Raw genomic sequence first — 24,105 nt, 5'->3', positions numbered from 1 at the left:
GTCAGTGGGCGCGCCTATCGTGAGCCCTGTGAGTGAGCGACACGTTTCCCCGTCCGTGGCCGGCGGCGACGCCGGGCCCGTCCTCGGCGCGCCCAGCCGCCAGCAGCTCCGCGACGAGCTCGCCGAGCTCGTCGTCACCGACCTGCTCGGACCCATCGGAGGCCCCGAGGAGGAGCTCAAAGGCGATCCCGCCGAGCACTACATCATCGGACGGCTGGCCCCCGGCGGCGTCCGCGTCGGAAACGGGGACGGCAACGGGGACGGGACCAGCCTGGCCGGGATGCCCCTGGACCCCGACCGGTTCGACGAGGCTCCCCTCGCCGGCGTGCCCGACGCGGAGGAGGGCGACCCCGACCCCGCCTCGCCCAACGTTCCCTCGCTCCAGCCCTCCAGCCTCGGGCTCACCTTCCGGGTCGAGCAGTCCACCGACGAGGTGCAGGTGCACTGCTCCTGGGCGCAGTACAAGCGCGGCCCCTCCCAGGACCCCGAGTACACGGGCACCCGCTCCGTCTGGCACCGGAAGGCGTACGCGAAGACGCTGCCCGTGAAGCTCCTCGCGGACGGCAGTATCGCGGCCCAGGATGTGCTGCCCGGGGAGTATCCCGGCGTGTTCGTGCGCGGGCGCGTGCGGACGCACGAAGGCGGTCGACTGGTCTCGCTCTTCCTCGTCAACGGCCAGGACACCGAAGGCGGTTCGCGTAACTGGCTGTTCCAGGCCGAGCTCGCCGTCAGCGGCTCCCCGGACAGCGCGCCGTTCCTGCCCCGCCGCGCACCGATCGGTGCCGGCACCGATCCGGCCGAGCGGGCCGAGCGGCGTTCGCTCGCCATGGGATACCGCTTCCTCCCGGAGTTCGCGGTCGGCCACGGCACCGGCGTGCACGCCGAGGCGGACCCGGACGACCCGATGCGGGCCGTCCGGATCGGGACCACTCCCGCCCCTACCTACGAGATCCCGCACACCGACGTGCCCGACCCGCTCGGTCCGTATGACCAGGACCTCGTCGAACTGCGCGGCCTGGTGCTCGACATGCGGGTCCTGTCCGAGCTGCCCGCCGACGCGTTGCGCACCGCTCTCATGCCTCTGGTCGACGGTTACCGCGAGTGGATCGAGCGCGCCGGCCGGGACATCGACGATCCCGCCGCCCGGCTCAACGGATTCGAGAAGGAAGCCCGCGAGAACCTCAGGCGCGCCACCACGGCCGCCGCCCGCATCGAGGCGGGCATCCGCCTGCTCGACGAGGGCCCGGCGCTCGACGCCTTCCGCTTCGCCAACCGCGCCATGTGGCAGCAGCGCGTCCACACCATCGCGGCCGCCGCCCGCCGCCGTGAACCCGAGCTCCCCTTCGATGCGGCGGTGCACGCCGCCGACCAGCCCGAGAACCGCAGCTGGCGCCCCTTCCAGCTCGCGTTCATCCTGCTCAACCTGCCGGCCCTGGCCGACCCCGGCCACGGCGAACGCACCGACGAGGGACAGACGGCCCTCGCCGACCTGCTCTGGTTCCCCACCGGCGGCGGCAAGACCGAGGCCTACCTCGGGCTCACCGCGTTCACCCTCGCGATAAGGCGCCGGCTGCCCCGGCTCGGCGGCCTGGACGCCGAGCACGGCGTCGCGGTCCTGATGCGCTACACCCTGCGGCTGCTCACCATCCAGCAGTTCCAGCGCGCGGCGGCCCTCATCTGCGCGTGCGAGACCATCCGGCGTTCCGATCCCGGGCTGTGGGGCACCGTCCCGTTCCGCATCGGCCTGTGGGTCGGCGGCGGGGTGACACCGAACACCACCGACCAGGCGAACGCATGGCTCAAGGACCACCGCAAGGACAAGGGCCGCGGCAGACGCAGCCGGTCAGGATCGCCCCACCAGCTGACCAGTTGCCCGTGGTGCGGCACCAAGATGGAGGCCGGCCGGGACATCACCGTCGACACCACACTGCGCCGCACCTTCATCACGTGCCCCGACGTCTTCGCCTGCCCGTTCGGCGAGGGCGCCTTCGGCCTGGCACCTGACGAACGAGGGCTCCCGGTCCTGGTCGTCGACGAGGAGATCTACCGGCTGCCGCCCGGCCTCGTCATCGCCACCGTCGACAAGTTCGCCCAGCTCCCGTGGAAGGGGGAGACCCAGGCGCTCTTCGGCCGGGTCTCCAAGCGGTGCACCCGTCACGGGTACGTCACGGCGGACGCCGTGGACAGCGAGTGGGAACGGCACAGCCACCCTGCCCACGGGAACCACCCGGCGGCCACGACGGTCGACACCCCGCGGGTGCGCCCGCCGGACCTCATCGTCCAGGACGAGCTTCACCTGATCTCCGGCCCCCTCGGTTCCCTGACCGGGCTCTACGAGGCGGCGATCGACCGGCTCTCCTGCTGGGAGGTCGAGCCCGGGCGAATGGTGCGCCCCAAGGTCATCGCCTCCACGGCGACCGTCCGCCGGGCGGAGCGGCAGATCAACGACCTGTTCAGCCGCAGAACGGCGGTCTTCCCGCCCGCCGGTCTCACGGCCGACGACAACTTCTTCGCGCGGCGCCGGCCGGTGAGCGAAAAGCCCGGCCGCCGGTACGTCGGCATCTGCGCCCAGGGCGTACGCACCAAGTCCATGGCGATCCGGGTGTACGTGGCCCAGCTCGCCGCGGCACAGTTGCTCCACCACCGCTACGGCCGCACCGAGCTCACCGACCCCTATATGACGCTCGTCGGGTACTTCAACAGCCTCCGGGACCTGGGCGGCATGCGCAGGCTGGTGGAGGACGACATCTCCACGCGGCTCACGCGGGCGGACCGGCGCGGCCTCGCCACCCGTTTCCTCGCGGAACCGGCGGAGCTCACCTCACGGATGTCGTCGGACGCCATCCCCGACATCCTGGAGAGGCTCGAACTCCCCTTCGAGGGCACCAGAAAGAAGGGCACGCCCCGGCCCATCGACGTGCTCCTCGCCACGAACATGATCGCGGTCGGCGTCGACGTGTCCCGCCTCGGCGCCATGGTGGTCAACAACCAGCCCAAGTCCACCGCCGAGTACATCCAGGCGACAAGCCGCGTGGGACGCAGCTCCCCGGGGCTCGTGTTCACCGTGCTCAACTGGGCCCGTCCCCGCGACCTGTCCCACTACGAGACGTTCGAGTCCTTCCACGCCACCATCTACCAGCACGTCGAGGCGCTCTCCGTCACGCCGTTTGCCGACCGGGCGCTGGACCGGGGACTCACCGGCGTGCTGGCCGCACTGGTCCGCAACCTCAAGCAGCAGTACAACGGCAACCGCGGCGCCCAGTTCTTCGACATCCGAAGCGAACTCGCCGACCACGTCGTGGGTTCCCTGCAGCGGCGTGCCGAGGACGTAACGGCAGTCCAGCATGCCGGCCGCGAGCTCGGCCTCCGGCTGAAGCAGCGGCTCGATCACTGGGACCGGCGCCGGAAGGCGCCGGGGGCCGTACTCGGCTACAACAGCGCCTCGCGGCAGGGCGATGTCACCGCCCTGCTCAAGAAGCCCGACGGCGGCCGGTGGCAGCTCATGACCTGTCCGACGTCGCTCCGGGAGGTCGAGCCCCCGGTCCGACTGATGTTCCTGGGTGACGTCGGGCAGGACCCCGTTTCCGAGCCACCGTTCGAAGCACGCCCGCAATCCGACTCCGCCGATCCCTCCCACACCCTCCCGGAGCAGCAGTGAACACACCGGCCAACGGACCGCTGCGCGTGGGCGAGCTGCGCCCCAGCCAGCTGCTGCACACCTACGGCGTAGGAGCGGTCGCGGACCTGCCCAACCTCTCCACGATGGTGCTGGGACTGGACCACTGGGAACTCACCTCGGCGACCCCGCTCACCGAGGACCGTCTGCTCGCGGCCGTGCGCAGACGCCTGGGCGCCCAGGTCACCGCGCTGCGGACGCCACCGCAGATGCAGGAGACCACCGACCCGTTCGGCGAGTGGACCCGGGTGGGTGTTCCCGTGGCGCTCTTCCCGCGCTGGCTGCGATGCTCGCGCGAGCAGTGCAACCAGCTGTCCCCCGCCTCATCGGGCCTCTTCGAGCTGGAGGAGCACTTCTTCCGCCCCGAGAACACCCGTTACGTCCACACCTGTTTCGGTACCGGCCGCGGCCGTCCCACAGCGGTACCCGCTCGGTTCCTGATCGCCTGCCCCGACGGCCACATGGACGACTTCCCGTGGCAGTACTTCGTCCACCGGGGCGGTACTCCCGCGCACGAGTGCACGCTCAGCCTCGTCGAACGGGGCACGACGGGCGAGGCCGCCAACATCTTCGTCCAGTGCTCGTGTCCGGGTGTGGCCGACCGGTCCATGGCGGAGGCCATGGGCAAGCGAGGTGAGGAGGAACTTCCCGCGTGTCGGGGACACCACCCCCACCTGGGCACCTTCGAGGCCTGCGGCGAGCACGTCCGCACCATCGCCCTCGGAGCGACCAACAGCTGGTTCGCCTCCCAGTTGAGGGTCTTCAGCCTGCCCCGCGCCGACGAACCACTGACTCAGGCGGTCCGGGAGCACTGGGAGTTCCTCGCGCCGCTGGCCGGCATCCCGGCTGACGCGGCGAGGATGCTGCTGCCCACCCAGGCATGCTGGCCGGCGCTTGAGGAGTACGGCGTCGACAAGGTATGGAAGGCGGTCACCGAAGAGGCCGCGGCCACCGGCCACGCGTCCGGTGCCGACTTCGCGGCGGACGACGAAGAGTTCGACCTGGCGACGCCGGAGTGGGAGGCCTTCACCGCGTCCCACCGGTACGACCTGCCCGACTTCACCACGGAGCCCGAGAAGGTACCGGCCGCCGCGACCCGATGGCTGGAACGCGTCATTCTGGTCCACCGTCTGCGCGAGGTGTCGGCACTGACGGGGTTCACCCGCATAGACGCCCCGGAATGGATGCCGCAGGACGACGAGTCCACGGTCAAGGCCGCGCCCCTCTCCAAGGAAGCCCCCTCATGGGTCCCCTGCGCCGAACTACGGGGTGAAGGGGTCTTCCTCGCCTTCAAGGAGGAGCTTCTGGGCGAGTGGGAGAAGCGCCCGGATGTGATCGCCCGAGAGAAGGACCTGAAGGCCGCGCACGTGACCTGGTGCCTGGCCCGCAACCTCGAACCCCAGTGGCCCGGAATCCGCTATGTGCTCCTTCACACCTTGGCGCACGTCCTGATCCGGGGTTTCGCCCTGGAATGCGGTTACGGGGCCTCCGGCATCGCGGAGCGCGTGTACGCGCGGTCCGGCAAAGCCCCCATGGCCGGCATCCTCCTCTACACCGCGGCCCCGGACAGTGAAGGCACTCTGGGCGGCCTTGTGTCCCTGGGGATGAAGGACCGTCTCGGTCCCGTCATCGAGCAGGCCTTGGAGGAAGCCCGGCTCTGCAGCTCCGACCCGATGTGCGCGGAACACGACCCCCGTGTGCACGGGCGCCTGCACGGGGCCGCCTGCCACGCCTGCCTCTTCGCCGCCGAGACCTCGTGCGAACGCGGCAACCACTACCTGGACCGCGCGTTGCTCGTCGAGACGCTGGCCGGTGATCTCGGCGCGTTCCTGCCATGACCGGGCGGCTGCCCGTACTCCTGGCGGGGCTGGCCCGGCGACTCCCGCCGGACCGGCTGGCTGATCTCCTGCACCGGCTGGACGAGGTGGAGGGCCCCGACAGCCCGCTGCTTGACCGATGGTCCTCCGACCACCCTGCGGCGGGCCTCGCCGTCGAACTGAGCGCTTTGCGCCAAGCCTGGCGGGAAGAGCGTCCCCTGTTGCCCGGAGCAGCCCTCGCCCTCTCGCTGGCCTCCGCGACAGCCGCCGGATCGGCGGTGGCTCCGCCGGCCGAGCTCGTGGTCAGCGGTCCGACGAGCCCGGCCATCCCGGTCCGCCTGACGAGCGCCATCGCCACCGACGTCATACGCTCCGCCCGGACGTCACTGCTCATTGCCAGCTTCGCCGCCTACGACATCCACGAGATCGTGGGAGAACTCCGCGGAGCCGCCGCACGCGACGTCCGGATCGACCTGCTTTTGGAAGAGTCGACGTCGGCGGCGCGTGCCTTCGGCCCCCTCAGGAAGCACGTCCGCGTGTGGCACCGCGCAGATCGCGGCAACCGAACAGCCCTTCACGCGAAAGTGATAGCGGCGGATCGCCATACGGCTCTGCTGGGCAGTGCGAATCTGACGGGCCGCGGTTTGGAGCGCAACATCGAGATCGGCGTCATCCTCAACGACTCCCCCACGGTCGGCCGACTGGTCGACCACCTGCGCTGGCTGACCGGCCCCGAGGGCCTGCTCCGCCAGGTCTGACGTGCGCGGGCCCGCCTGCGGCCGCTACGACGAGCACCGGGTGTGGCGGCTGCACGATTCGAACGTCCTCCACCGCCCATCCCGGTCGAGACGCGGCACCGGGCCGCCGCGGACCACCTCGCGGGGCTCCGCCGCCACGCGCCTCAACTCACGCTGTCCGCACGGGACATCGGCGAACTCGCTCCCGAGGTCACCGCCTGGCTCGACCGCGACGTACACCCCGCCGCCGTCCGGCACGCCCTGACCATCGACCTCCCGCCCGTCGTCAGGCATCCGGCCGGATTCCTCCGGACCCGCCTGACCGCCCTCATCCCACCCCCGCTCCCCGCCGCACCGGAACGGACGGCCCCCGGGGCCATCCCGCTCCAGGACTGCGACCGCTGCGAACGCGTCTTCCGGGCCCCGGAGCCGGGCCACTGCCGGGACTGCCGCGAAGCGGAATCGCACAGAGCCGCCTGAGGGCGTCGAAAGCGCTGGTTGTCGGCGTGGCGTCACCGAAAACGGCATGCGGTCCTCGCTCGGTCGTGCTGGTATCGATCCCGATGAATGACTACTTTCTCGATGAAGCCGACCTGACGGACAGGATGGAACGGAACCTGGCGGAACACGCCTGCCATCTGCACCGGAGCATGCCGGGTGCGACCGTCGCGGAGACCGGCGACCTCCTGGTCGCGGACAGCGGCCTGGACGACGACACCTTCAACATCGTCGCCGCGGCCCGCTTCACCACCGGCGACGCCGCGGCCCGCATCTCCGAGACCGTCCGGACGCTGACCGGCACCGGCCGCGGTTTCTCCTGGTGGGTGGGGCCCGCCTCGACACCGGCAGACCTCACCGCCCTCCTCACCGCCGCCGGCCTGCCGGTGTCCGAGCGTGAGACGGCATGTGGGCCGAGCTGGACGACACCCTGCCGAATCCCCCTGTCCCGGGTCTGGACATCCGAACGGTGACCACGCCCGAACAGCTCGCCGACTACGCCACGGTCCTCGCCGCGAACTGGAATCCACCCGCCGAAACCGTCCTCGACTTCTTCCCCCGGGCCGCTTCCCAGGCGCTGGCCGCCACCTGCCCGGCCCGGTACCTGGTGGGCTACGTGGAGAACCGTCCGGTCTGCTCCGCCGAGGTGTTCCACCACGCGGGAGTCGTCGGCATCTACAACATCTCCACCTTGGCCGCCCACCGCCGACGCGGCTACGGCGGAGCCATCACGCTCGCCGCCCTTCACGCCGCCCGCGAGCGCGACCACGGCATCGCGGTCCTGCAGGCGTCGGCCGAAGGGGAACCCGTGTACCGCCGCCTGGGGTTCCGCGACTGCGGCCAGTTCGTCGAACACGCCATCAGCACCTGACCGCCGCGACCGGAGGAGCGACCGCCGCACGGCAGGCCCCTCACCCCCTCGCGTCCGCGACCCCTGAGGCGTCCATGTAGTCGCGTACGCGCGTCAGCAGCCCCTCCCCGACGTGCAGCACCAGCAGCCCGGGAACGGTGAACTCGCCGGCCCTGCCCGGCAACGCGCCCACCACGACATGCTCCGCGACGATCACGCCCGGCTCGGCGGCCTCGTACACCGCGATCCGCCGCACCTCCCGCACCTCGGCGGGACTCGCGCCCCACACCGCCCGGTATCCGGCGCGCACGGCCTCGCGGCCCTCGAAGCGGGGCGGGAAGCCGGGCGAGGCGAACGGGAACTCGTGCACCGCGTCCACGGCGTAGAGGTCGGCGAGACCGTCCGGCGACTTGTCGATCATGGCTTGGTAGTAGCGGTTCAGCGCCTCGCGAGGCGTGCGCACGGCAGGCGCTTCCGAATCCGGCACGGGAACACTCCCATTCGCTCAACAACCGTTGACCCAGTCACGGTAGGCCCGGCCCGCCTGTTCGGTCAACGGCTGTAGAGTGAACGGGGTGACCACTCCCCACCAGTCCCGCGCCGACCGCCGCCGGGCGACCGAGGCACGCATCCTCGGGAGCGCCCGGGAACTGTTCGCCGAGAAGGGCTTCGAGCGCACCACCATCCGCGCGGTGGCGACGGCGGCGGGCGTCGATCCGGCTCTGGTCATGCAGTACTTCGGCTCGAAGCGGGATCTGTTCGGGCAGGCCGTGCAGGCGCTGCCCGCCCCGCCGGCCGCCCCGGACGCCGACGGGCTCGCCGATCAGCTGCTGGCCTCGCTCGGTCTCAAGCTCGGCGGTCTGCCCGAGGGCACGCTCGCGGTGATGCGGTCGATGCTCACCGACGAGGCGGCGGCCGACCACGTCCGTGCCGCCCTCGGCCGACAGATCGACGGCGTCGGCGCCGCCCTGCCGGAAGCCGACGACCCCGAACTGCGTGCCGCGCTGATGGTCACTGCACTGCTGGGCGTAACCATCGGCCACCAACTCCTCGGCCTGACCGTGCTCCGTGAGGCATCGGCGGAGCACATCGCCGCGCTGCTCCGCCCCGCGATCCGGGCCCTCTCAGACCCGATCGTTGAGGATTGAAACTTCCCGCCCCGGCCACGCGTCTTTCCCCACATGGACACCGCACACACGAACCCCCGCCGCGAAGCCCTCACCGGCGCCGCCGGGCTCCTCACGGCGGCACTCGGCGCCCTCGCGGGCCTCGCGGTCTGGCTTCCGTACGGCCGGAGCAGCCTCTCCGGCGCCTTCGAGAGCGAGCGCAACACCAACGTCCTGTTCCTGGGCCTCCCGCTCCTCCTCCTCGGCGGCACCCTCGCGGCCCTGGCCGCCTTCGCCGCCGTACGCGGACGGTGGCGCACCGCCCTCGCCCTGGCAGCATCCGTCGCCGCACTCACGGCCCTCGGCTACGGCCTCGACGTCCTGGCCGAACCCCAGGCGACCACGGACTGCGGCTCGCCCTGCTGAGCGCCGCAGCAGCCTGGGCTCTCGCGGCGCCCCCTCAGTCAACGCAAGTCAGCGGCGGCCAGCCGCATTCGTTCCGCAACACGCTCAGTCAACGCGACATCGTCGGCGCGGGCACTCGACGCTCGAGGGCTGGAGAGGTACACCGCGATGGCCGTCGGCCCCGCCCCCTCCGAGGGAGCGAGGGAAACGGACCACGCCACCGACTCGCCGCCGCTGTCCACATCCCACTGCCGCACCCACCCAGTCACACCATTGGACGAGGTCCGCAGGGCCGACTGCAGCTGTTCGGCAGTCCGTTGCGCCACCACTCGGCAGCTATCGTGCTGGGCGAGGTCCCTCGGCGGCTCCACGCTGCCGTCGGCACGGACCACCTTCGTGACCAGTTGCGGAAACACCTGTTCGCCGCCGCCCGCGATGACGGCCATCACCCGTGCCATCTGGACGGGCGTGGCCGTGACCCCAGCGGTTCCGTTGGCCGCAGCGACCAGGTCCGCCGCGCTTCGCGCACGCGTGTAGCCGCTCGGGTTGACGCGTGTCGGGATGCGCAGCTCGTCATCGTTGAAGCCGAACGACTCGGCTGTCGCGGCGAGCTCCGCATCCCCCACCTCGACCGCCAGCCGCGCGAAGACGTTTCCGCACGCATAGTGCAGCGCAGTGCGGATGGAGGCGTTCACACAATGGGCGCCGTCACCGGTCAGCGTCTTGCCTCCGCCGGGCGGAGTGTAGGAGGCCGCGGTGTGCGTGGCCTCGTCCACCGAGGAGTAGAGCCCTTTCTCCAGCGCCGCTGCTGCGACGATGAGATGAAAGGTCTCACCCGGGGGCGCGGTCTCCGCTCTGGTCCGGTTCTTCAACGGTGCGTGCTTGTTGTGAACCAAATTGATCCAACTGCGGCTGTCCCCGAACGCATTGCCGCTGAAGGTGGCGGGGTCGTACGACGGGGTACTGACCAGCGCACGGATACGTCCGGTCCGCACGTCCACAGCGACCGCGGCGCCTTCCCGGCCACGCAGCCCATCCGCGGCGGCGCGCTGGACGGCCGGCGAAATGGCCGTGACCACGTTGCCCGGCCCGCCACCCCGGGAGGACGCCCCGGGGTTCAGAATGTCGTCGTACGCCGATTCCAGCTCGTCCCGCCCGTACGCCACCGACCGGTACCCCGTAACGGCCGCGTACAGCTCGCCATCCGTGTACGTACGCCGGTACGGGACTTTACGGACGCCGGACGGCCGGTTACCGGTGATCGCCCGCCCCTCGACGACGATGTTGCCCAGACCGGCCTTGGGGGGGCGTGGCAGCGACCGGCTGCCCCCCGACGCGTCGGCGCCCTTCCCCGCGCCGGTATCGCCGTTCCCGTCTGTCGCGCACCCCGACAAGGAGACGAGCAGGGTGAACAGCACGGCCAGCGACGCCCGTTGGCGCTTTGTCGTAGGCATGCGATCATCCTAGGGCGGGCGAGGGCCGAGCCATGTGGCGCCCGAGGGGATCTTCGACGCCTACCCGCCGGGATCAGCCATACCGCCCTCCCCATTCGGCCGACGCAAGACCCCTCAGGCATCCTCCGGATGCGCCTCCCGCCACGCCCGCATCGACCGGTCCCACTCGTCCCCCGTCAGCGCCGTGAGCGACGCCGGGAACAGGCCGTCCTCCTCCTTGGCGATGTGGTGGTGCAGCTCCTCCACCGCCGCGCGCAGCCGGACGACGTCCTCGTCGCGGCTCAGGTCGATCCCGCGCAGGAACGCGCCGAGTTCGCGGTGTTCGCGTACGAGCGCGTCGATGTAGTCCGCGTACTCCGGGTCGGCGCTCATCACCGCGAAGAGGCCCTGCTCCTCGCCCCGCCAGTGCGCCACGAGCTCGCGCTCCATCCGGGCCACCAGCTCGCCGACGACGCCGTGGTCCCCCTCGTCCAGCGCGCGCAGGGCCGCGCCCGCCGTGTCCGTCACGGACTCGTGCTCCGCGATGAACTCCTTGATCAGCGGAATCTCACGGCAGCCGCAGTAGTGGCACATGGGCGCCACCCTGCCAGACGCGCCCCGGCCGGCCCCGCTCTGACAGACTCCCGCCATGCATGTACGTACCACTCAAGCGTGGGCCCTGCGCCCCGCCACCCCCGGTGACCTGGACGACATGGTCGAGCTCCGGGCCGTCGTGATGCGCCCCGACCTGGTCCGCCTCGGCCGCTTCGACGAGCACCGGGTGCGGCAGCGGATGCGCGACTCGTACGTCCCCGAGCACACCTCGGTCATCGTGGTGGACGGCCGCTTCGCGGGCTGCGTGACGCTGCGGCCGTACGGGGACGGCGACTGGTGCCTGGAGAGCTTCTTCGTGGACGAGGCGCTCCAGGGGCGGGGCATCGGCTCCGGCGTACTGCGGCACCTGCTGGCGCGTACGGACGCCGAAGGGGTGCCGGTGCGGCTGAACGTGCTCCAGGGCAGCGCCGCGCGGCGGCTGTACGAGCGGCACGGCTTCGTGACCGAGCGGGAGGACCCGGTGGACGTGTTCATGATCCGGCGGACGTGAACGCCTGACACGCCGAAGGGCCCCGCCCCACCGCGTGAACGGTGGGACGGGGCCCTTCTTGGTGCTCTGTGCGGAGCTACCAGGTCAAACCAACAAGGACTTACTTGTTGATCTTGGTGACCTGGCCGGCGCCCACGGTCCGGCCACCCTCACGGATGGCGAACTTCAGGCCCTCCTCCATGGCGACCGGCTGGATCAGCTGGACCGACATGACGGTGTTGTCGCCCGGCATGACCATCTCGGTGCCCTCGGGGAGGGTCACGACGCCGGTCACGTCCGTGGTACGGAAGTAGAACTGCGGGCGGTAGTTGTTGAAGAAGGGGGTGTGACGGCCACCCTCGTCCTTCGACAGGATGTAGGCCTGGGCCTCGAACTCGGTGTGCGGCGTGACCGAACCGGGCTTGATGATGACCTGGCCGCGCTCGACGTCCTCGCGCTTGATGCCACGGAGGAGCAGACCGACGTTCTCACCGGCCTGGCCCTCGTCGAGCAGCTTGCGGAACATCTCGATGCCGGTGACCGTGGTGGTGGTCTTCTCCTGCTTGATGCCCACGATGTCAACGGTCTCGTTGACCTTGAGGACACCACGCTCGATGCGGCCGGTGACGACGGTGCCACGACCGGTGATCGTGAAGACGTCCTCGATCGGCATCAGGAACGGCTTGTCGACGTCGCGCTCGGGCTGCGGGATGTTCTCGTCCACGGCCTTCATGAGCTCGAGGACGGTGTTGCCCCACTCCTTGTCGCCCTCGAGGGCCTTGAGCGCCGAGACCTTGACGACCGGCAGGTCGTCGCCCGGGAACTCGTACTCGGAGAGCAGCTCGCGGACCTCGAGCTCGACGAGCTCCAGGATCTCCTCGTCGTCCACCATGTCGGCCTTGTTCAGGGCGACGACGATGTACGGAACGCCGACCTGGCGGGCCAGGAGCACGTGCTCCTTGGTCTGCGGCATCGGGCCGTCGGTGGCGGCGACCACGAGGATGGCGCCGTCCATCTGCGCGGCACCGGTGATCATGTTCTTGATGTAGTCAGCGTGACCCGGGCAGTCGACGTGAGCGTAGTGACGCTGCTCCGTCTGGTACTCGACGTGCGCGATCGAGATGGTGATACCGCGCTGGCGCTCCTCGGGAGCCTTGTCGATCTGGTCGAAGGCCGAGGCCTCGTTCAGGTCCGGGTACGCGTCGTGCAGCACCTTGGTAATGGCGGCCGTGAGGGTCGTCTTACCGTGGTCGATGTGACCGATGGTGCCGATGTTGACGTGCGGCTTAGTCCGCTCGAACTTCGCCTTCGCCACTGGGTCCTCCTGTGGAGTGGTTCTGTACGCCTTGCTTCATCGGCGCCAGGGTGATCTTTGCTGGGATGCCGGCCCCCGGGGGCATTCTCCGCGAAGTGTGAACTGCGCGACGAATGCCCCACGGGCTCCGGTGACAAGCCTAAAGCGTGAGCTCGGGAGAGTTACTCGCCCTTGGCCTTCGCGATGATCTCCTCGGCGACGTTCCGCGGAACCTCGGCGTAGGAGTCGAACTGCATCGAGTAGCTTGCGCGACCCGAGGTCTTGCTGCGGAGGTCTCCGACGTAGCCGAACATCTCCGAGAGGGGCACGAGGCCCTTCACGACGCGAGCGCCGCTGCGCTCCTCCATGGCCTGGATCTGGCCACGGCGGGAGTTGAGGTCGCCGATGACATCGCCCATGTAGTCCTCGGGCGTGGTGACCTCGACGGCCATCATCGGCTCGAGGAGCACGGGGGACGCCTTGCGGGCACCCTCCTTGAACGCCTGCGAACCGGCGATCTTGAAGGCGAGCTCCGAGGAGTCGACCTCGTGGTAACCACCGTCGATCAGGGTGACGCGGACGCCCACCATCTCGTAACCGGCCAGGACGCCGAACTGCATGGCTTCCTGGGCACCCGCGTCCACCGAGGGGATGTACTCACGGGGGATGCGGCCACCGGTGACCTTGTTGACGAACTCGTACGACGCGTCGCCGCCCTCGAGGGGCTCGATGGCGATCTGCACCTTCGCGAACTGGCCGGTACCACCAGTCTGCTTCTTGTGCGTGTAGTCGATGCGCTCGACGGCCTTGCGGATCGTCTCGCGGTACGCGACCTGCGGCTTGCCGACGTTCGCCTCGACGCGGAACTCGCGCTTCATGCGGTCGACGAGCACCTCGAGGTGAAGCTCGCCCATACCACCGATGATGGTCTGGCCGGTCTCCTCGTCGGAGTGCACCTGGAAGGACGGGTCCTCCTCGGAGAGGCGCTGGATGGCGACACCCAGCTTCTCCTGGTCACCCTTGGACTTGGGCTCGATGGCGACCTGGATGACCGGCGCCGGGAAGTCCATGGACTCCAGGATGACCGGGTTCTTGTCGTCGCACAGCGTCTCACCGGTGGTGGTCTGCTTCAGGCCCATGACGGCGATGATGTCGCCGGCGCCCACCGAGTCGATCTCCTCACGCTTGTTCGCGTGCATGCGGTAGATCTTGCCGATGCGCTCCTTCTTGCCCTTGACGGAGTTCAGCACCGCGGTGCCGGCGTCCAGGCGACCGGAGTAGATCCGGACGAAGGTGAGCTTGCCGAGGTGCGGGTCGCTCGCGATCTTGAACGCCAGAGCCGACAGCGGCTCCTCGTCCGAGGGCTTGCGCTTCACGACGGTCTCGGGGTCCTTGGGGTCGTGGCCCTCGATGGCCTCGACGTCCAGGGGGGAAGGCAGGTAGCGGACGACCGCGTCGAGCAGGGGCTGGACGCCCTTGTTCTTGAACGCGGTGCCACAGAACACCGGGGTGACGGTGACGGAGTCGGCGCCGCCCTTGGAGGCCAGGGTGATGCGACGGATCGCCTCGTGCAGCTGCTCCTGGGTGGGCTCGGTGCCCTCCAGGTACAGCTCCATCATGGCGTCGTCGTTCTCGGCCACGGCCTCGAGCAGCTTGCCGCGCCACTCGTCCGCCTGCTCCTGGAGCTCGGCCGGGATGTCAACGATGTTGTACATCTCGCCCTTGGCGGCCTCTTCGGGGTACACGAAGGCCTTCATCGACACGAGGTCGACGACGCCCGTGAAGTCCGCCTCGGCACCGATCGGCAGCTGCATGACGATCGGGGTCGCGCCGAGGCGGTCCACGATCATGTTGACGCAGCGCAGGAAGTCGGCACCGGTGCGGTCGAGCTTGTTGACGAAGCAGATGCGCGGCACGCCGTAGCGGTCCGCCTGACGCCAGACGGTCTCGGACTGCGGCTCGACGCCGGCCACACCGTCGAACACGGTGACGGCGCCGTCGAGGACGCGGAGCGAACGCTCCACCTCGACGGTGAAGTCGACGTGACCCGGGGTGTCGATGATGTTGATGGTGTGGTCAACATCATTGAGCGGCCAGTGGCAGGTCGTCGCGGCGGACGTGATGGTGATGCCGCGCTCCTGCTCCTGCTCCATCCAGTCCATCGTGGCAGCGCCGTCGTGGACCTCACCGATCTTGTACGAAACGCCGGTGTAGAACAGGATCCGCTCAGTGGTGGTCGTCTTGCCCGCGTCGATGTGGGCCATGATCCCAATGTTGCGGACCTTGGCCAGGTCAAGCGAAGTGGTGGCCATAAGGCTCAGTCTTCTCTCGGTCTCGATGGGGGTAGCGACTACCAGCGGTAGTGCGCGAAGGCCTTGTTGGACTCGGCCATCTTGTGGGTGTCCTCACGCTTCTTGACGGCAGCGCCAAGACCGTTCGAGGCGTCGAGCAGCTCGTTCATGAGCCGCTCGGTCATCGTCTTCTCGCGGCGGGCGCGGGAGTAACCCACGACCCAGCGGAGCGCCAGGGTGGCGGCGCGACCGGGCTTGACCTCGATCGGCACCTGGTAGGTGGCGCCACCGACACGGCGGGACTTGACCTCGAGCGAGGGCTTGACGTTCTCCAGCGCGCGCTTCAGCGTGATGACCGGGTCGGCGCCGGTCTTCTCACGAAGACCCTCCATGGCGCCGTACACGATCCGCTCGGCGGTGGAACGCTTGCCGTCGAGCAGGATCTTGTTGATCAGCGACGTGACAAGAGGAGAGTTGTAGACCGGGTCGATGATGACCGGGCGCTTCGGGGCGGGGCCCTTACGAGGCATTCTTACTTCTCCTTCTTGGCGCCGTAGCGGCTGCGGGCCTGCTTGCGGTTCTTGACACCCTGGGTGTCGAGCGAGCCGCGGATGATCTTGTAACGAACACCCGGCAGGTCCTTCACACGGCCACCACGCACGAGCACGATGGAGTGCTCCTGCAGGTTGTGTCCCTCACCCGGGATGTAGGCCGTGACCTCGATGCCCGAGGTCAGACGCACACGTGCGACCTTCCGGAGCGCGGAGTTCGGCTTCTTCGGGGTGGTCGTGAACACACGCGTGCAGACGCCGCGGCGCTGGGGCGAACCCTCGAGTGCGGGCGTCTTGTTCTTCTCGACCTTGTCCTGCCGGCCCTTCCGGACCAGCTGCTGGATCGTAGGCACTACTTCTCCGGTTTCTGTGTGCCGTCGGTGAAACTAACCTGGAACGTCGCCGACCCACGCGGTCGGGTGTGTCGAATCCTGCGAGCCCGTACCGGAACGGCATGAGGAGCACGGATCACGGTGGCCGAAGACAGGCTCGCCATGCGGTTGAGGACACGCACACGAACCCAGGCACACCCCAGGCACAAGGTCTGAGCGTACCTACCTCACGGACCTGGGTCAAAACAAATGGCGTCCAGCCCGGGGGCCCGCCCCGTGCGCCCGGCTTGTCCCGACCCGTACGGATGCCCTACGACCCCCTGAGAGCGCCTCTGAGGCCGTACGAGCCCCGCCCCGGGCCCCCGGGGCCCGGCCGGACGTGCGCGGCGCTGTGACGTATCACACGCCGGAGGGCGGCCACCCCGCAACCGGGATGACCGCCCTCCGGGCGTATCAAGCGACTCGCTTACTGGTTGTACGGACCGTAGTCGTAGTCCTCCAGCGGAACGGCCTGGCCGGAGCCCGTGCCGAACGGCGAGTAGTCGATGTCGTCGTAGCCGACGGCCGAGTACATCGCGGCCTTGGCCTCCTCGGTCGGCTCGACCCGGATGTTGCGGTAGCGGGACAGGCCCGTACCGGCCGGGATGAGCTTACCGATGATGACGTTCTCCTTGAGGCCGATCAGGGAGTCGGACTTGGCGTTGATCGCCGCGTCCGTCAGGACCCTGGTCGTCTCCTGGAAGGAGGCCGCGGACAGCCACGACTCCGTCGCCAGCGAGGCCTTGGTGATACCCATCAGCTGCGGACGGCCGGAGGCGGGGTGACCGCCCTCGGTGACCACGCGACGGTTCTCGGTCTCGAACTTCGAGCGCTCGACGAGCTCGCCCGGCAGCAGCTCCGCGTCACCGGACTCGATGATCGTCACGCGGCGGAGCATCTGCCGGATGATGATCTCGATGTGCTTGTCGTGGATCGACACGCCCTGCGAGTTGTAGACCTTCTGGACCTCGCCGACCAGGTGGACCTGGACCGCGCGCTGGCCGAGGATGCGCAGCACGTCGTGCGGGTTGGTGGCACCCACGGTGAGCTTCTGGCCCACCTCGACGTGGTCGCCCTCGCCGACCAGGAGACGGGCGCGCTTCGAGATCGGGAAGGCGATCTCGTCGCTGCCGTCGTCCGGGGTGACGACGATCTTCTTGGTCTTCTCGGTCTCCTCGATGCGGACGCGGCCCGCGGACTCGGAGATCGGGGCGACACCCTTGGGCGTACGCGCCTCGAAGAGCTCGACGACACGCGGCAGACCCTGGGTGATGTCGTCACCGGCCACACCACCGGTGTGGAAGGTACGCATCGTCAGCTGGGTACCGGGCTCACCGATGGACTGGGCGGCGATGATGCCGACCGCCTCACCGATGTCGACCAGCTTGCCGGTGGCGAGCGAACGGCCGTAGCAGAAGGCACAGGTGCCGACCGCGGACTCACAGGTCAGGACCGAGCGGGTCTTGACCTCCTCGACGCCGGCGCCCACCAGGGCGTCGATCAGGACGTCACCGAGGTCGACGTTGGCAGGCGCGATGACCTTGCCGTCCACCACGACGTCCTCGGCGAGCATGCGGGCGTAGACCGAGGTCTCGACGTCGTCCGTCTTGCGGAGGACGCCGTCGGCACCCTTGACGGCGATCTTCAGCTTGAGGCCGCGGTCGGTGCCGCAGTCCTCCTCGCGGATGATCACGTCCTGCGAGACGTCCACCAGACGACGGGTCAGGTAACCCGAGTCGGCGGTACGCAGGGCGGTGTCCGCCAGACCCTTACGGGCACCGTGCGTGGAGATGAAGTACTCCAGAACGGTGAGGCCCTCACGGAAGGACGCCTTGATGGGACGCGGGATTGTCTCGTTCTTGGCGTTGGACACCAGACCACGCATACCGGCGATCTGACGCATCTGCATCATGTTTCCTCGGGCACCCGAGTCAACCATCATGAAGATGGGGTTCGTCTTGGGGAAGTTCTCGTTCATCGCCTCGGCAACCTCGTTGGTCGCCTTGGTCCAGATGTTGATGAGCTCCTGCGTGCGCTCGTCCTTGGTGATCAGACCGCGCTCGTACTGCTTCTGGACCTTCTCGTCCTGCTCCTCGTAGCCCTTGACGATGGCCTTCTTGGCCTCGGGCACGACGACGTCGGAGATGGCCACGGTGACGCCCGAACGGGTCGCCCAGTGGAAGCCGGCCGCCTTCAGGTTGTCGAGCGTCGCCGCCACGATGACCTTGGGGTAGCGCTCGGCGAGGTCGTTGACGATCTCGGAGAGCTGCTTCTTGCCGACCGAGTAGTCGACGAACGGGTAGTCCTCGGGCAGCAGCTCGTTGAAGAGCGCGCGGCCCAGGCTCGTCCGCAGCCGGAAGGTGTCACCCGGCTGGTACTCGGGCTCGCCCTCCTCGGCGACCGGCGGCACCCAGCCACGCGGCGGGATGGTGCCCACCGGGAAGCGGATGTCGACGGACGACTGGAGCGCCAGCTCGCCGGCGTCGAACGCCATGATCGCCTCGGCCGTGGAGCCGAACGCGCGGCCCTCGCCTTTGGTGTCACGGAGGTCGCCGTCGGTGGTCAGGAAGAACAGACCCAGCACCATGTCCTGGGTCGGCATCGTGACCGGGCGGCCGTCGGCCGGCTTGAGGATGTTGTTCGAGGACAGCATCAGGATGCGGGCCTCGGCCTGCGCCTCCGCGGACAGCGGCAGGTGCACGGCCATCTGGTCACCGTCGAAGTCCGCGTTGAACGCGGTGCAGACGAGCGGGTGGATCTGGATGGCCTTGCCCTCGACCAGCTGCGGCTCGAAGGCCTGGATGCCGAGGCGGTGCAGCGTGGGCGCACGGTTCAGCAGCACCGGGTGCTCGGCGATGACCTCTTCGAGGACGTCGTACACCACGGTGCGGCCGCGCTCGACCATGCGCTTGGCCGACTTGATGTTCTGCGCGTGGTTCAGGTCGACCAGGCGCTTCATCACGAACGGCTTGAACAGCTCCAGCGCCATCGCCTTCGGCAGACCGCACTGGTGCAGCTTGAGCTGCGGACCGACGACGATCACGGAACGCGCGGAGTAGTCCACACGCTTGCCGAGCAGGTTCTGACGGAAGCGGCCCTGCTTGCCCTTCAGCATGTCGCTGAGCGACTTCAGCGGGCGGTTGCCCGGTCCGGTGACCGGACGGCCACGACGACCGTTGTCGAAGAGGGCGTCCACGGCCTCCTGGAGCATGCGCTTCTCGTTGTTCACGATGATCTCGGGCGCGCCGAGGTCGAGAAGCCGCTTCAGGCGGTTGTTGCGGTTGATCACGCGGCGGTACAGGTCGTTCAGGTCGGAGGTCGCGAAGCGGCCACCGTCCAGCTGCACCATCGGACGGAGGTCCGGCGGGATGACCGGCACGCAGTCGAGCACCATGCCCTTGGGCTTGTTGCTGGTCTGCAGGAACGCGGAGACGACCTTGAGGCGCTTGAGCGCACGGGTCTTCTTCTGGCCCTTGCCGGTGCGGATGATCTCGCGGAGGCGCTCGGCCTCCTCGTCGAGGTCGAAGGACTCCAGGCGCTTCTGCAGCGCGGCGGCGCCCATGCAGCCGTCGAAGTACGTGCCGAAGCGGTCACGCAGCTCGCGGTAGAGCAGCTCGTCGCCCTCCAGGTCCTGGACCTTGAGGTTCTTGAAGCGGCTCCACACCTCGTCGAGGCGGTCGATCTCGCGCTGCGCACGGTCGCGCAGCTGCTTCATCTCGCGCTCGGCACCTTCGCGCACCTTGCGGCGCACGTCGGCCTTGGCGCCCTCCGCCTCCAGCTCGGCCAGGTCGGTCTCGAGCTTCTTGGCGCGGTTCTCCAGGTCGGAGTCGCGGCGGTTCTCGATCTGCTGGCGCTCGACGGAGACGTGGGCCTCCAGGGAGGGGAGGTCGCGGGTGCGGCGCTCCTCGTCCACGAACGTGATCATGTACGCGGCGAAGTAGATGACCTTCTCGAGGTCCTTCGGCGCGAGGTCCAGCAGGTAGCCCAGACGCGACGGGACGCCCTTGAAGTACCAGATGTGGGTGACGGGAGCGGCGAGCTCGATGTGGCCCATGCGCTCACGGCGCACCTTGGCGCGCGTGACCTCGACGCCACAGCGCTCACAGATGATGCCCTTGAAGCGGACACGCTTGTACTTGCCGCAGTAGCACTCCCAGTCCCGGGTCGGACCGAAGATCTTCTCGCAGAAGAGTCCGTCCTTTTCGGGCTTCAGGGTGCGGTAGTTGATGGTCTCCGGCTTCTTGACCTCGCCGTGGGACCAGGTACGGATGTCGTCCGCGGTGGCAAGGCCGATCCGCAGCTCGTCGAAGAAGTTGACGTCGAGCACTTGTCGTCAATCCCTCTTTCGGGGGTTCGAGCCCCCTCGCGTCACGCGAGTAAATCGGGGCACTTCAGCAATGGTCTGAACGGGTCCGGGGAGAGCCGGCCGGATCACGGAGATCCGGCCGGCCAACCCGTCAGACCTCTTCGACGCTGCTCGGCTCGCGCCGGGACAGGTCGATACCGAGCTCCTCCGCCGCGCGGAAGACGTCCTCGTCCGTGTCGCGCATCTCGATGGACATACCGTCCGAGGACAGCACCTCCACATTGAGGCAGAGCGACTGCATTTCCTTGATGAGCACCTTGAAGGACTCGGGAATGCCCGGCTCGGGGATGTTCTCGCCCTTGACGATCGCCTCGTAGACCTTCACGCGGCCGGTGACGTCGTCGGACTTGATCGTCAGCAGTTCCTGGAGGGCGTAAGCGGCGCCGTAAGCCTCAAGGGCCCACACCTCCATCTCACCGAATCGCTGCCCACCGAACTGCGCCTTACCACCCAGCGGCTGCTGCGTGATCATGGAGTACGGGCCGGTCGAACGGGCGTGGAGCTTGTCGTCGACCAGGTGGTGCAGCTTGAGGATGTACATGTAGCCGACCGAGACCGGGTCCGGGAACGGCTCGCCGGAGCGGCCGTCGAACAGCTTGGCCTTGCCGGAGGGCTGCACCAGACGCATGCCGTCGCGGTTCGGGATCGTGGCCTCGAAGAGACCGGAGATCTCGTCCTCGCGCGCACCGTCGAAGACGGGCGTGGCGACGTTGGTGCCGGGGGCGACCTGGTCGGCGCCGATGGCCTGCAGGCGCTTGGCCCACTCGTCACCGAGGCCGGAGACGTCCCAGCCGCGGCTGGCGAGCCAGCCGAGGTGGATCTCCAGGACCTGTCCCGGGTTCATTCGGGACGGGACACCCAGCGGGTTGAGGATGATGTCGACCGGGGTGCCGTCCTCCAGGAACGGCATGTCCTCGATCGGCAGGATCTTCGAGATGACGCCCTTGTTGCCGTGGCGGCCGGCGAGCTTGTCACCGTCGGTGATCTTGCGCTTCTGCGCGACGTAGACGCGGACCAGCTGGTTCACGCCCGGCGGCAGCTCGTCGCCCTCTTCGCGGTCGAAGACGCGGACGCCGATGACCTTGCCGATCTCACCGTGCGGCACCTTCAGCGAGGTGTCGCGGACCTCGCGCGCCTTCTCACCGAAGATCGCGCGGAGCAGGCGCTCCTCGGGGGTCAGCTCGGTCTCGCCCTTGGGCGTGACCTTGCCGACGAGGATGTCGCCGGCGACGACCTCGGCACCGATACGGATGATGCCGCGCTCGTCCAGGTCCGCGAGGACCTCCTCGGAGACGTTCGGGATGTCCCGGGTGATCTCCTCGGGGCCGAGCTTGGTGTCACGGGCGTCGACCTCGTGCTCCTCGATGTGGATCGAGGAGAGGACGTCGTCCTGCACGAGGCGCTGCGACAGGATGATCGCGTCCTCGTAGTTGTGACCCTCCCACGGCATGAACGCCACGAGCAGGTTCTTGCCGAGCGCCATCTCACCGTGCTCGGTGGCCGGACCGTCGGCGAGGACCTGGCCCTCGATGACCCGGTCGCCCTCGGAGACGACGACCTTCTGGTTGACCGAGGTGCCCTGGTTGGAGCGCATGAACTTGGCGATGCGGTACGTGGTGTACGTACCGTCGTCGTTCGTGACGGTGATGTAGTCCGCGGAGACCTCCTGGACCACACCGTCCTTCTCGGCCTTCAGGACGTCACCGGCGTCGGTGGCGCAGCGGTACTCCATGCCGGTGCCGACGAGCGGCGCCTCGCTCTTGATGAGCGGAACGGCCTGGCGCATCATGTTCGCGCCCATGAGGGCGCGGTTGGCGTCGTCGTGCTCCAGGAAGGGGATCATCGCGGTCGCGACGGACACCATCTGGCGCGGCGAGACGTCCATGTAGTCGACCTCGCCACCGGGGACGTAGTCGACCTCGCCGCCACGACGGCGGACCAGGACGCGGGGCTCGGTGAAGCGCAGGTCGTCGGAGAGCGTCGCGTTCGCCTGGGCGATGACGAAACGGTCTTCCTCGTCGGCGGTGACGTAGTCGACCTCGTCGGTGACCTGGCCGTCGACGACCTTGCGGTACGGCGTCTCGATGAAGCCGAACGCGTTGACGCGGCCGTACGAGGCGAGCGAACCGATCAGACCGATGTTCGGGCCTTCGGGGGTCTCGATCGGGCACATGCGTCCGTAGTGGGACGGGTGCACGTCTCGGACCTCGAAGCCGGCCCGCTCACGGGACAGACCACCCGGGCCGAGCGCCGACAGACGGCGCTTGTGGGTGAGACCCGACAGCGGGTTGTTCTGGTCCATGAACTGCGACAGCTGGCTGGTGCCGAAGAACTCCTTGATGGAGGCGACGACCGGCCGGATGTTGATCAGGGTCTGCGGCGTGATCGCCTCGACGTCCTGGGTCGTCATGCGCTCGCGCACGACGCGCTCCATACGGGCGAGACCCGTACGGACCTGGTTCTGGATGAGCTCGCCGACGTTGCGCAGGCGGCGGTTGCCGAAGTGGTCGATGTCGTCGGTCTCGACGACGATCGTCCGGCCGGACTCGCCGACCGTCTCGGTCTCACCGGCGTGCAGCTTGACCAGGTACTTGATGGTCGCGATGACGTCGTCGGTGGTGAGCACGCCGGCGTCCAGCGGCTCGTCGGCGCCGAGCTTCTTGTTCACCTTGTAGCGGCCGACCTTCGCGAGGTCGTAGCGCTTCGGGTTGAAGTAGAGGTTCTCCAGCAGCGTCTGAGCGGCCTCGCGGGTGGGCGGCTCGCCCGGGCGCAGCTTGCGGTAGATGTCGAGCAGCGCGTCGTCCTGGCCCTGGGTGTGGTCCTTCTCCAGGGTGGCGCGCATGGACTCGTACTCGCCGAACTCCTCCAGGATCTGCTCGGTGCTCCAGCCGAGCGCCTTCAGGAGGACGGTGACCGACTGCTTGCGCTTGCGGTCGATGCGGACACCGACCATGTCGCGCTTGTCGATCTCCATCTCCAGCCAGGCACCCCGGGAGGGGATGATCTTGGCGGAGAAGATGTCCTTGTCGGACGTCTTGTCGATCGACGAGTCGAAGTAGACACCCGGCGAGCGGACCAGCTGCGACACCACGACACGCTCGGTGCCGTTGATGACGAAGGTGCCCTTGTTGGTCATGAGCGGGAAGTCGCCCATGAAGACCGTCTGGGACTTGATCTCGCCGGTCTCGTTGTTGGTGAACTCGGCCGTGACGAAGAGCGGGGCGGCGTACGTGAAGTCGCGCTCCTTGCACTCGTCGATCGAGTTCTTCGGGGGCTCGAAGCGGTGGTCGCGGAACGTGAGCGACATCGACCCGGAGAAGTCCTCGATCGGGGAGATCTCCTCGAAGATCTCCTCGAGGCCGGACTTGGTGGGGACGTCTTGTCCACTGTCCAGAGCAGCCTCGACGCGAGCCTTCCAGGCGGCGTTGCCGAGGAGCCAGTCAAAGCTCTCGGTCTGCAGCGCGAGGAGGTTCGGAACCTCGAGGGGCTCCTTGATCTTTGCAAAAGAGATGCGCAGCGGGGCGGTGCTGGCGCCGTTGTTCGTATTCGCGGTCGAGGCGTTGCGCGAGGCGGCCAAGAGGGGGTCCTTCCGAGGGCTCGGACTCACTACGCGCGTACCGGTCCCA

Annotated in this window: 16 protein-coding genes and 1 pseudogene; 8 read left to right on the top strand and 9 right to left on the bottom strand. The window is 68.6% G+C overall.

The window, feature by feature from the left end; genetic code table 11:
• Positions 1 to 28: 28 nt before the first annotated feature.
• The 5 genes and pseudogenes from drmA to ACFUJY_RS12415 all read left to right on the top strand — a co-directional run bounded on the left by drmA (position 29) and on the right by ACFUJY_RS12415 (position 7,599).
• A complete protein-coding gene (drmA, locus tag ACFUJY_RS12435; protein WP_383297986.1) occupies positions 29 to 3,658 on the top strand; it encodes a DISARM system helicase DrmA in 3,630 nt (1,209 codons plus the stop codon).
• Positions 3,655 to 5,514: a DrmB family protein gene (gene drmB / locus ACFUJY_RS12430; RefSeq protein ID WP_383297985.1), complete on the top strand. Its 1,860-nt coding sequence runs from the start codon at positions 3,655 to 3,657 to the stop codon at positions 5,512 to 5,514. The genes drmA and drmB overlap by 4 nt, the downstream gene beginning before the upstream one ends.
• Positions 5,511 to 6,251, top strand: coding sequence for a DISARM system phospholipase D-like protein DrmC (drmC, locus tag ACFUJY_RS12425; RefSeq protein ID WP_383297983.1), 741 nt, complete (start codon positions 5,511 to 5,513; stop codon positions 6,249 to 6,251). The genes drmB and drmC overlap by 4 nt, the downstream gene beginning before the upstream one ends.
• 42 nt (positions 6,252 to 6,293) lie before the next feature.
• A complete protein-coding gene (locus tag ACFUJY_RS12420) occupies positions 6,294 to 6,710 on the top strand; it encodes a hypothetical protein (RefSeq protein ID WP_383297981.1) in 417 nt (138 codons plus the stop codon).
• A 125-nt stretch (positions 6,711 to 6,835) separates the two neighbouring features.
• Positions 6,836 to 7,599: pseudogene (locus ACFUJY_RS12415) on the top strand (GNAT family N-acetyltransferase).
• 40 nt (positions 7,600 to 7,639) lie between these two features.
• On the opposite strand, the gene ACFUJY_RS12410 reads toward ACFUJY_RS12415, so the two are convergent.
• Positions 7,640 to 8,065, bottom strand: coding sequence for a nuclear transport factor 2 family protein (locus ACFUJY_RS12410; protein ID WP_383297979.1), 426 nt, complete (start codon positions 8,063 to 8,065; stop codon positions 7,640 to 7,642).
• An 88-nt stretch (positions 8,066 to 8,153) separates the two neighbouring features.
• Between ACFUJY_RS12410 and ACFUJY_RS12405 the strand changes: the two genes are divergently transcribed.
• Positions 8,154 to 8,726, top strand: coding sequence for a TetR/AcrR family transcriptional regulator (locus ACFUJY_RS12405; RefSeq protein ID WP_383297977.1), 573 nt, complete (start codon positions 8,154 to 8,156; stop codon positions 8,724 to 8,726).
• 33 nt (positions 8,727 to 8,759) lie between these two features.
• Complete coding sequence (locus ACFUJY_RS12400; RefSeq protein ID WP_383297975.1) at positions 8,760 to 9,110, top strand: hypothetical protein; 351 nt, start codon at positions 8,760 to 8,762, stop codon at positions 9,108 to 9,110.
• Between the two features lie 38 nt (positions 9,111 to 9,148).
• Here the strand turns inward: ACFUJY_RS12400 and ACFUJY_RS12395 are convergent, their stop codons facing one another.
• Positions 9,149 to 10,543: a penicillin-binding transpeptidase domain-containing protein gene (locus ACFUJY_RS12395; RefSeq protein ID WP_383297973.1), complete on the bottom strand. Its 1,395-nt coding sequence runs from the start codon at positions 10,541 to 10,543 to the stop codon at positions 9,149 to 9,151.
• Positions 10,544 to 10,657: 114 nt separating this feature from the next.
• A complete protein-coding gene (locus tag ACFUJY_RS12390; protein ID WP_383297971.1) occupies positions 10,658 to 11,116 on the bottom strand; it encodes a hemerythrin domain-containing protein in 459 nt (152 codons plus the stop codon).
• 55 nt (positions 11,117 to 11,171) lie between these two features.
• On the opposite strand from ACFUJY_RS12390, the gene ACFUJY_RS12385 reads away from it, so the two are divergent.
• Positions 11,172 to 11,627 (top strand): GNAT family N-acetyltransferase, encoded by a 456-nt coding sequence (locus ACFUJY_RS12385; protein ID WP_383297969.1) that lies wholly within the window; start codon positions 11,172 to 11,174, stop codon positions 11,625 to 11,627.
• A 100-nt stretch (positions 11,628 to 11,727) separates the two neighbouring features.
• On the opposite strand, the gene tuf is transcribed toward ACFUJY_RS12385, so the two are convergent.
• From tuf to rpoB, 6 genes are all read right to left on the bottom strand, one after another.
• Positions 11,728 to 12,921, bottom strand: coding sequence for an elongation factor Tu (gene tuf / locus ACFUJY_RS12380; protein ID WP_136317104.1), 1,194 nt, complete (start codon positions 12,919 to 12,921; stop codon positions 11,728 to 11,730).
• 161 nt (positions 12,922 to 13,082) lie between these two features.
• Entirely contained in the window at positions 13,083 to 15,212 is a 2,130-nt protein-coding gene (fusA, locus tag ACFUJY_RS12375; RefSeq protein WP_383297968.1) for an elongation factor G, read from the bottom strand.
• A 38-nt stretch (positions 15,213 to 15,250) separates the two neighbouring features.
• Positions 15,251 to 15,721, bottom strand: coding sequence for a 30S ribosomal protein S7 (gene rpsG, locus ACFUJY_RS12370; RefSeq protein WP_073964452.1), 471 nt, complete (start codon positions 15,719 to 15,721; stop codon positions 15,251 to 15,253).
• Positions 15,722 to 15,723: 2 nt separating this feature from the next.
• The gene (gene rpsL, locus ACFUJY_RS12365) at positions 15,724 to 16,095 is read right to left on the bottom strand and encodes a 30S ribosomal protein S12 (RefSeq protein WP_003948652.1); all 372 of its coding nucleotides are present in this window, start codon (positions 16,093 to 16,095) and stop codon (positions 15,724 to 15,726) included.
• 445 nt (positions 16,096 to 16,540) lie between these two features.
• Positions 16,541 to 20,440 (bottom strand): DNA-directed RNA polymerase subunit beta', encoded by a 3,900-nt coding sequence (locus ACFUJY_RS12360; RefSeq protein WP_383297965.1) that lies wholly within the window; start codon positions 20,438 to 20,440, stop codon positions 16,541 to 16,543.
• 130 nt (positions 20,441 to 20,570) lie between these two features.
• Positions 20,571 to 24,056 carry a DNA-directed RNA polymerase subunit beta gene (gene rpoB, locus ACFUJY_RS12355; RefSeq protein WP_383297963.1) on the bottom strand — a complete coding sequence of 1,162 codons (3,486 nt, stop codon included), beginning with the start codon at positions 24,054 to 24,056 and terminating at the stop codon, positions 20,571 to 20,573.
• Between the last annotated feature and the right edge of the window lie 49 nt (positions 24,057 to 24,105).

It is taken from the genome of Streptomyces sp. NPDC057249 (assembly GCF_042669245.1).
Taxonomy (GTDB): domain Bacteria; phylum Actinomycetota; class Actinomycetes; order Streptomycetales; family Streptomycetaceae; genus Streptomyces.
This window is presented reverse-complemented; position numbering and strand designations above follow the sequence as displayed.

Bases quoted from the DNA above. Each gene is read 5' to 3' on its own strand.
- drmC (WP_383297983.1), top strand. From the start codon at position 5,511: ATGACCGGGCGGCTGCCCGTACTCCTGGCGGGGCTGGCCCGGCGACTC.
- ACFUJY_RS12400 (WP_383297975.1), top strand. From the start codon at position 8,760: ATGGACACCGCACACACGAACCCCCGCCGCGAAGCCCTCACCGGCGCC.
- ACFUJY_RS12395 (WP_383297973.1), bottom strand. From the start codon at position 10,543: ATGCCTACGACAAAGCGCCAACGGGCGTCGCTGGCCGTGCTGTTCACC.
- ACFUJY_RS12390 (WP_383297971.1), bottom strand. From the start codon at position 11,116: ATGTGCCACTACTGCGGCTGCCGTGAGATTCCGCTGATCAAGGAGTTC.
- ACFUJY_RS12385 (WP_383297969.1), top strand. From the start codon at position 11,172: ATGCATGTACGTACCACTCAAGCGTGGGCCCTGCGCCCCGCCACCCCC.
- fusA (WP_383297968.1), bottom strand. From the start codon at position 15,212: ATGGCCACCACTTCGCTTGACCTGGCCAAGGTCCGCAACATTGGGATC.
- rpsG (WP_073964452.1), bottom strand. From the start codon at position 15,721: ATGCCTCGTAAGGGCCCCGCCCCGAAGCGCCCGGTCATCATCGACCCG.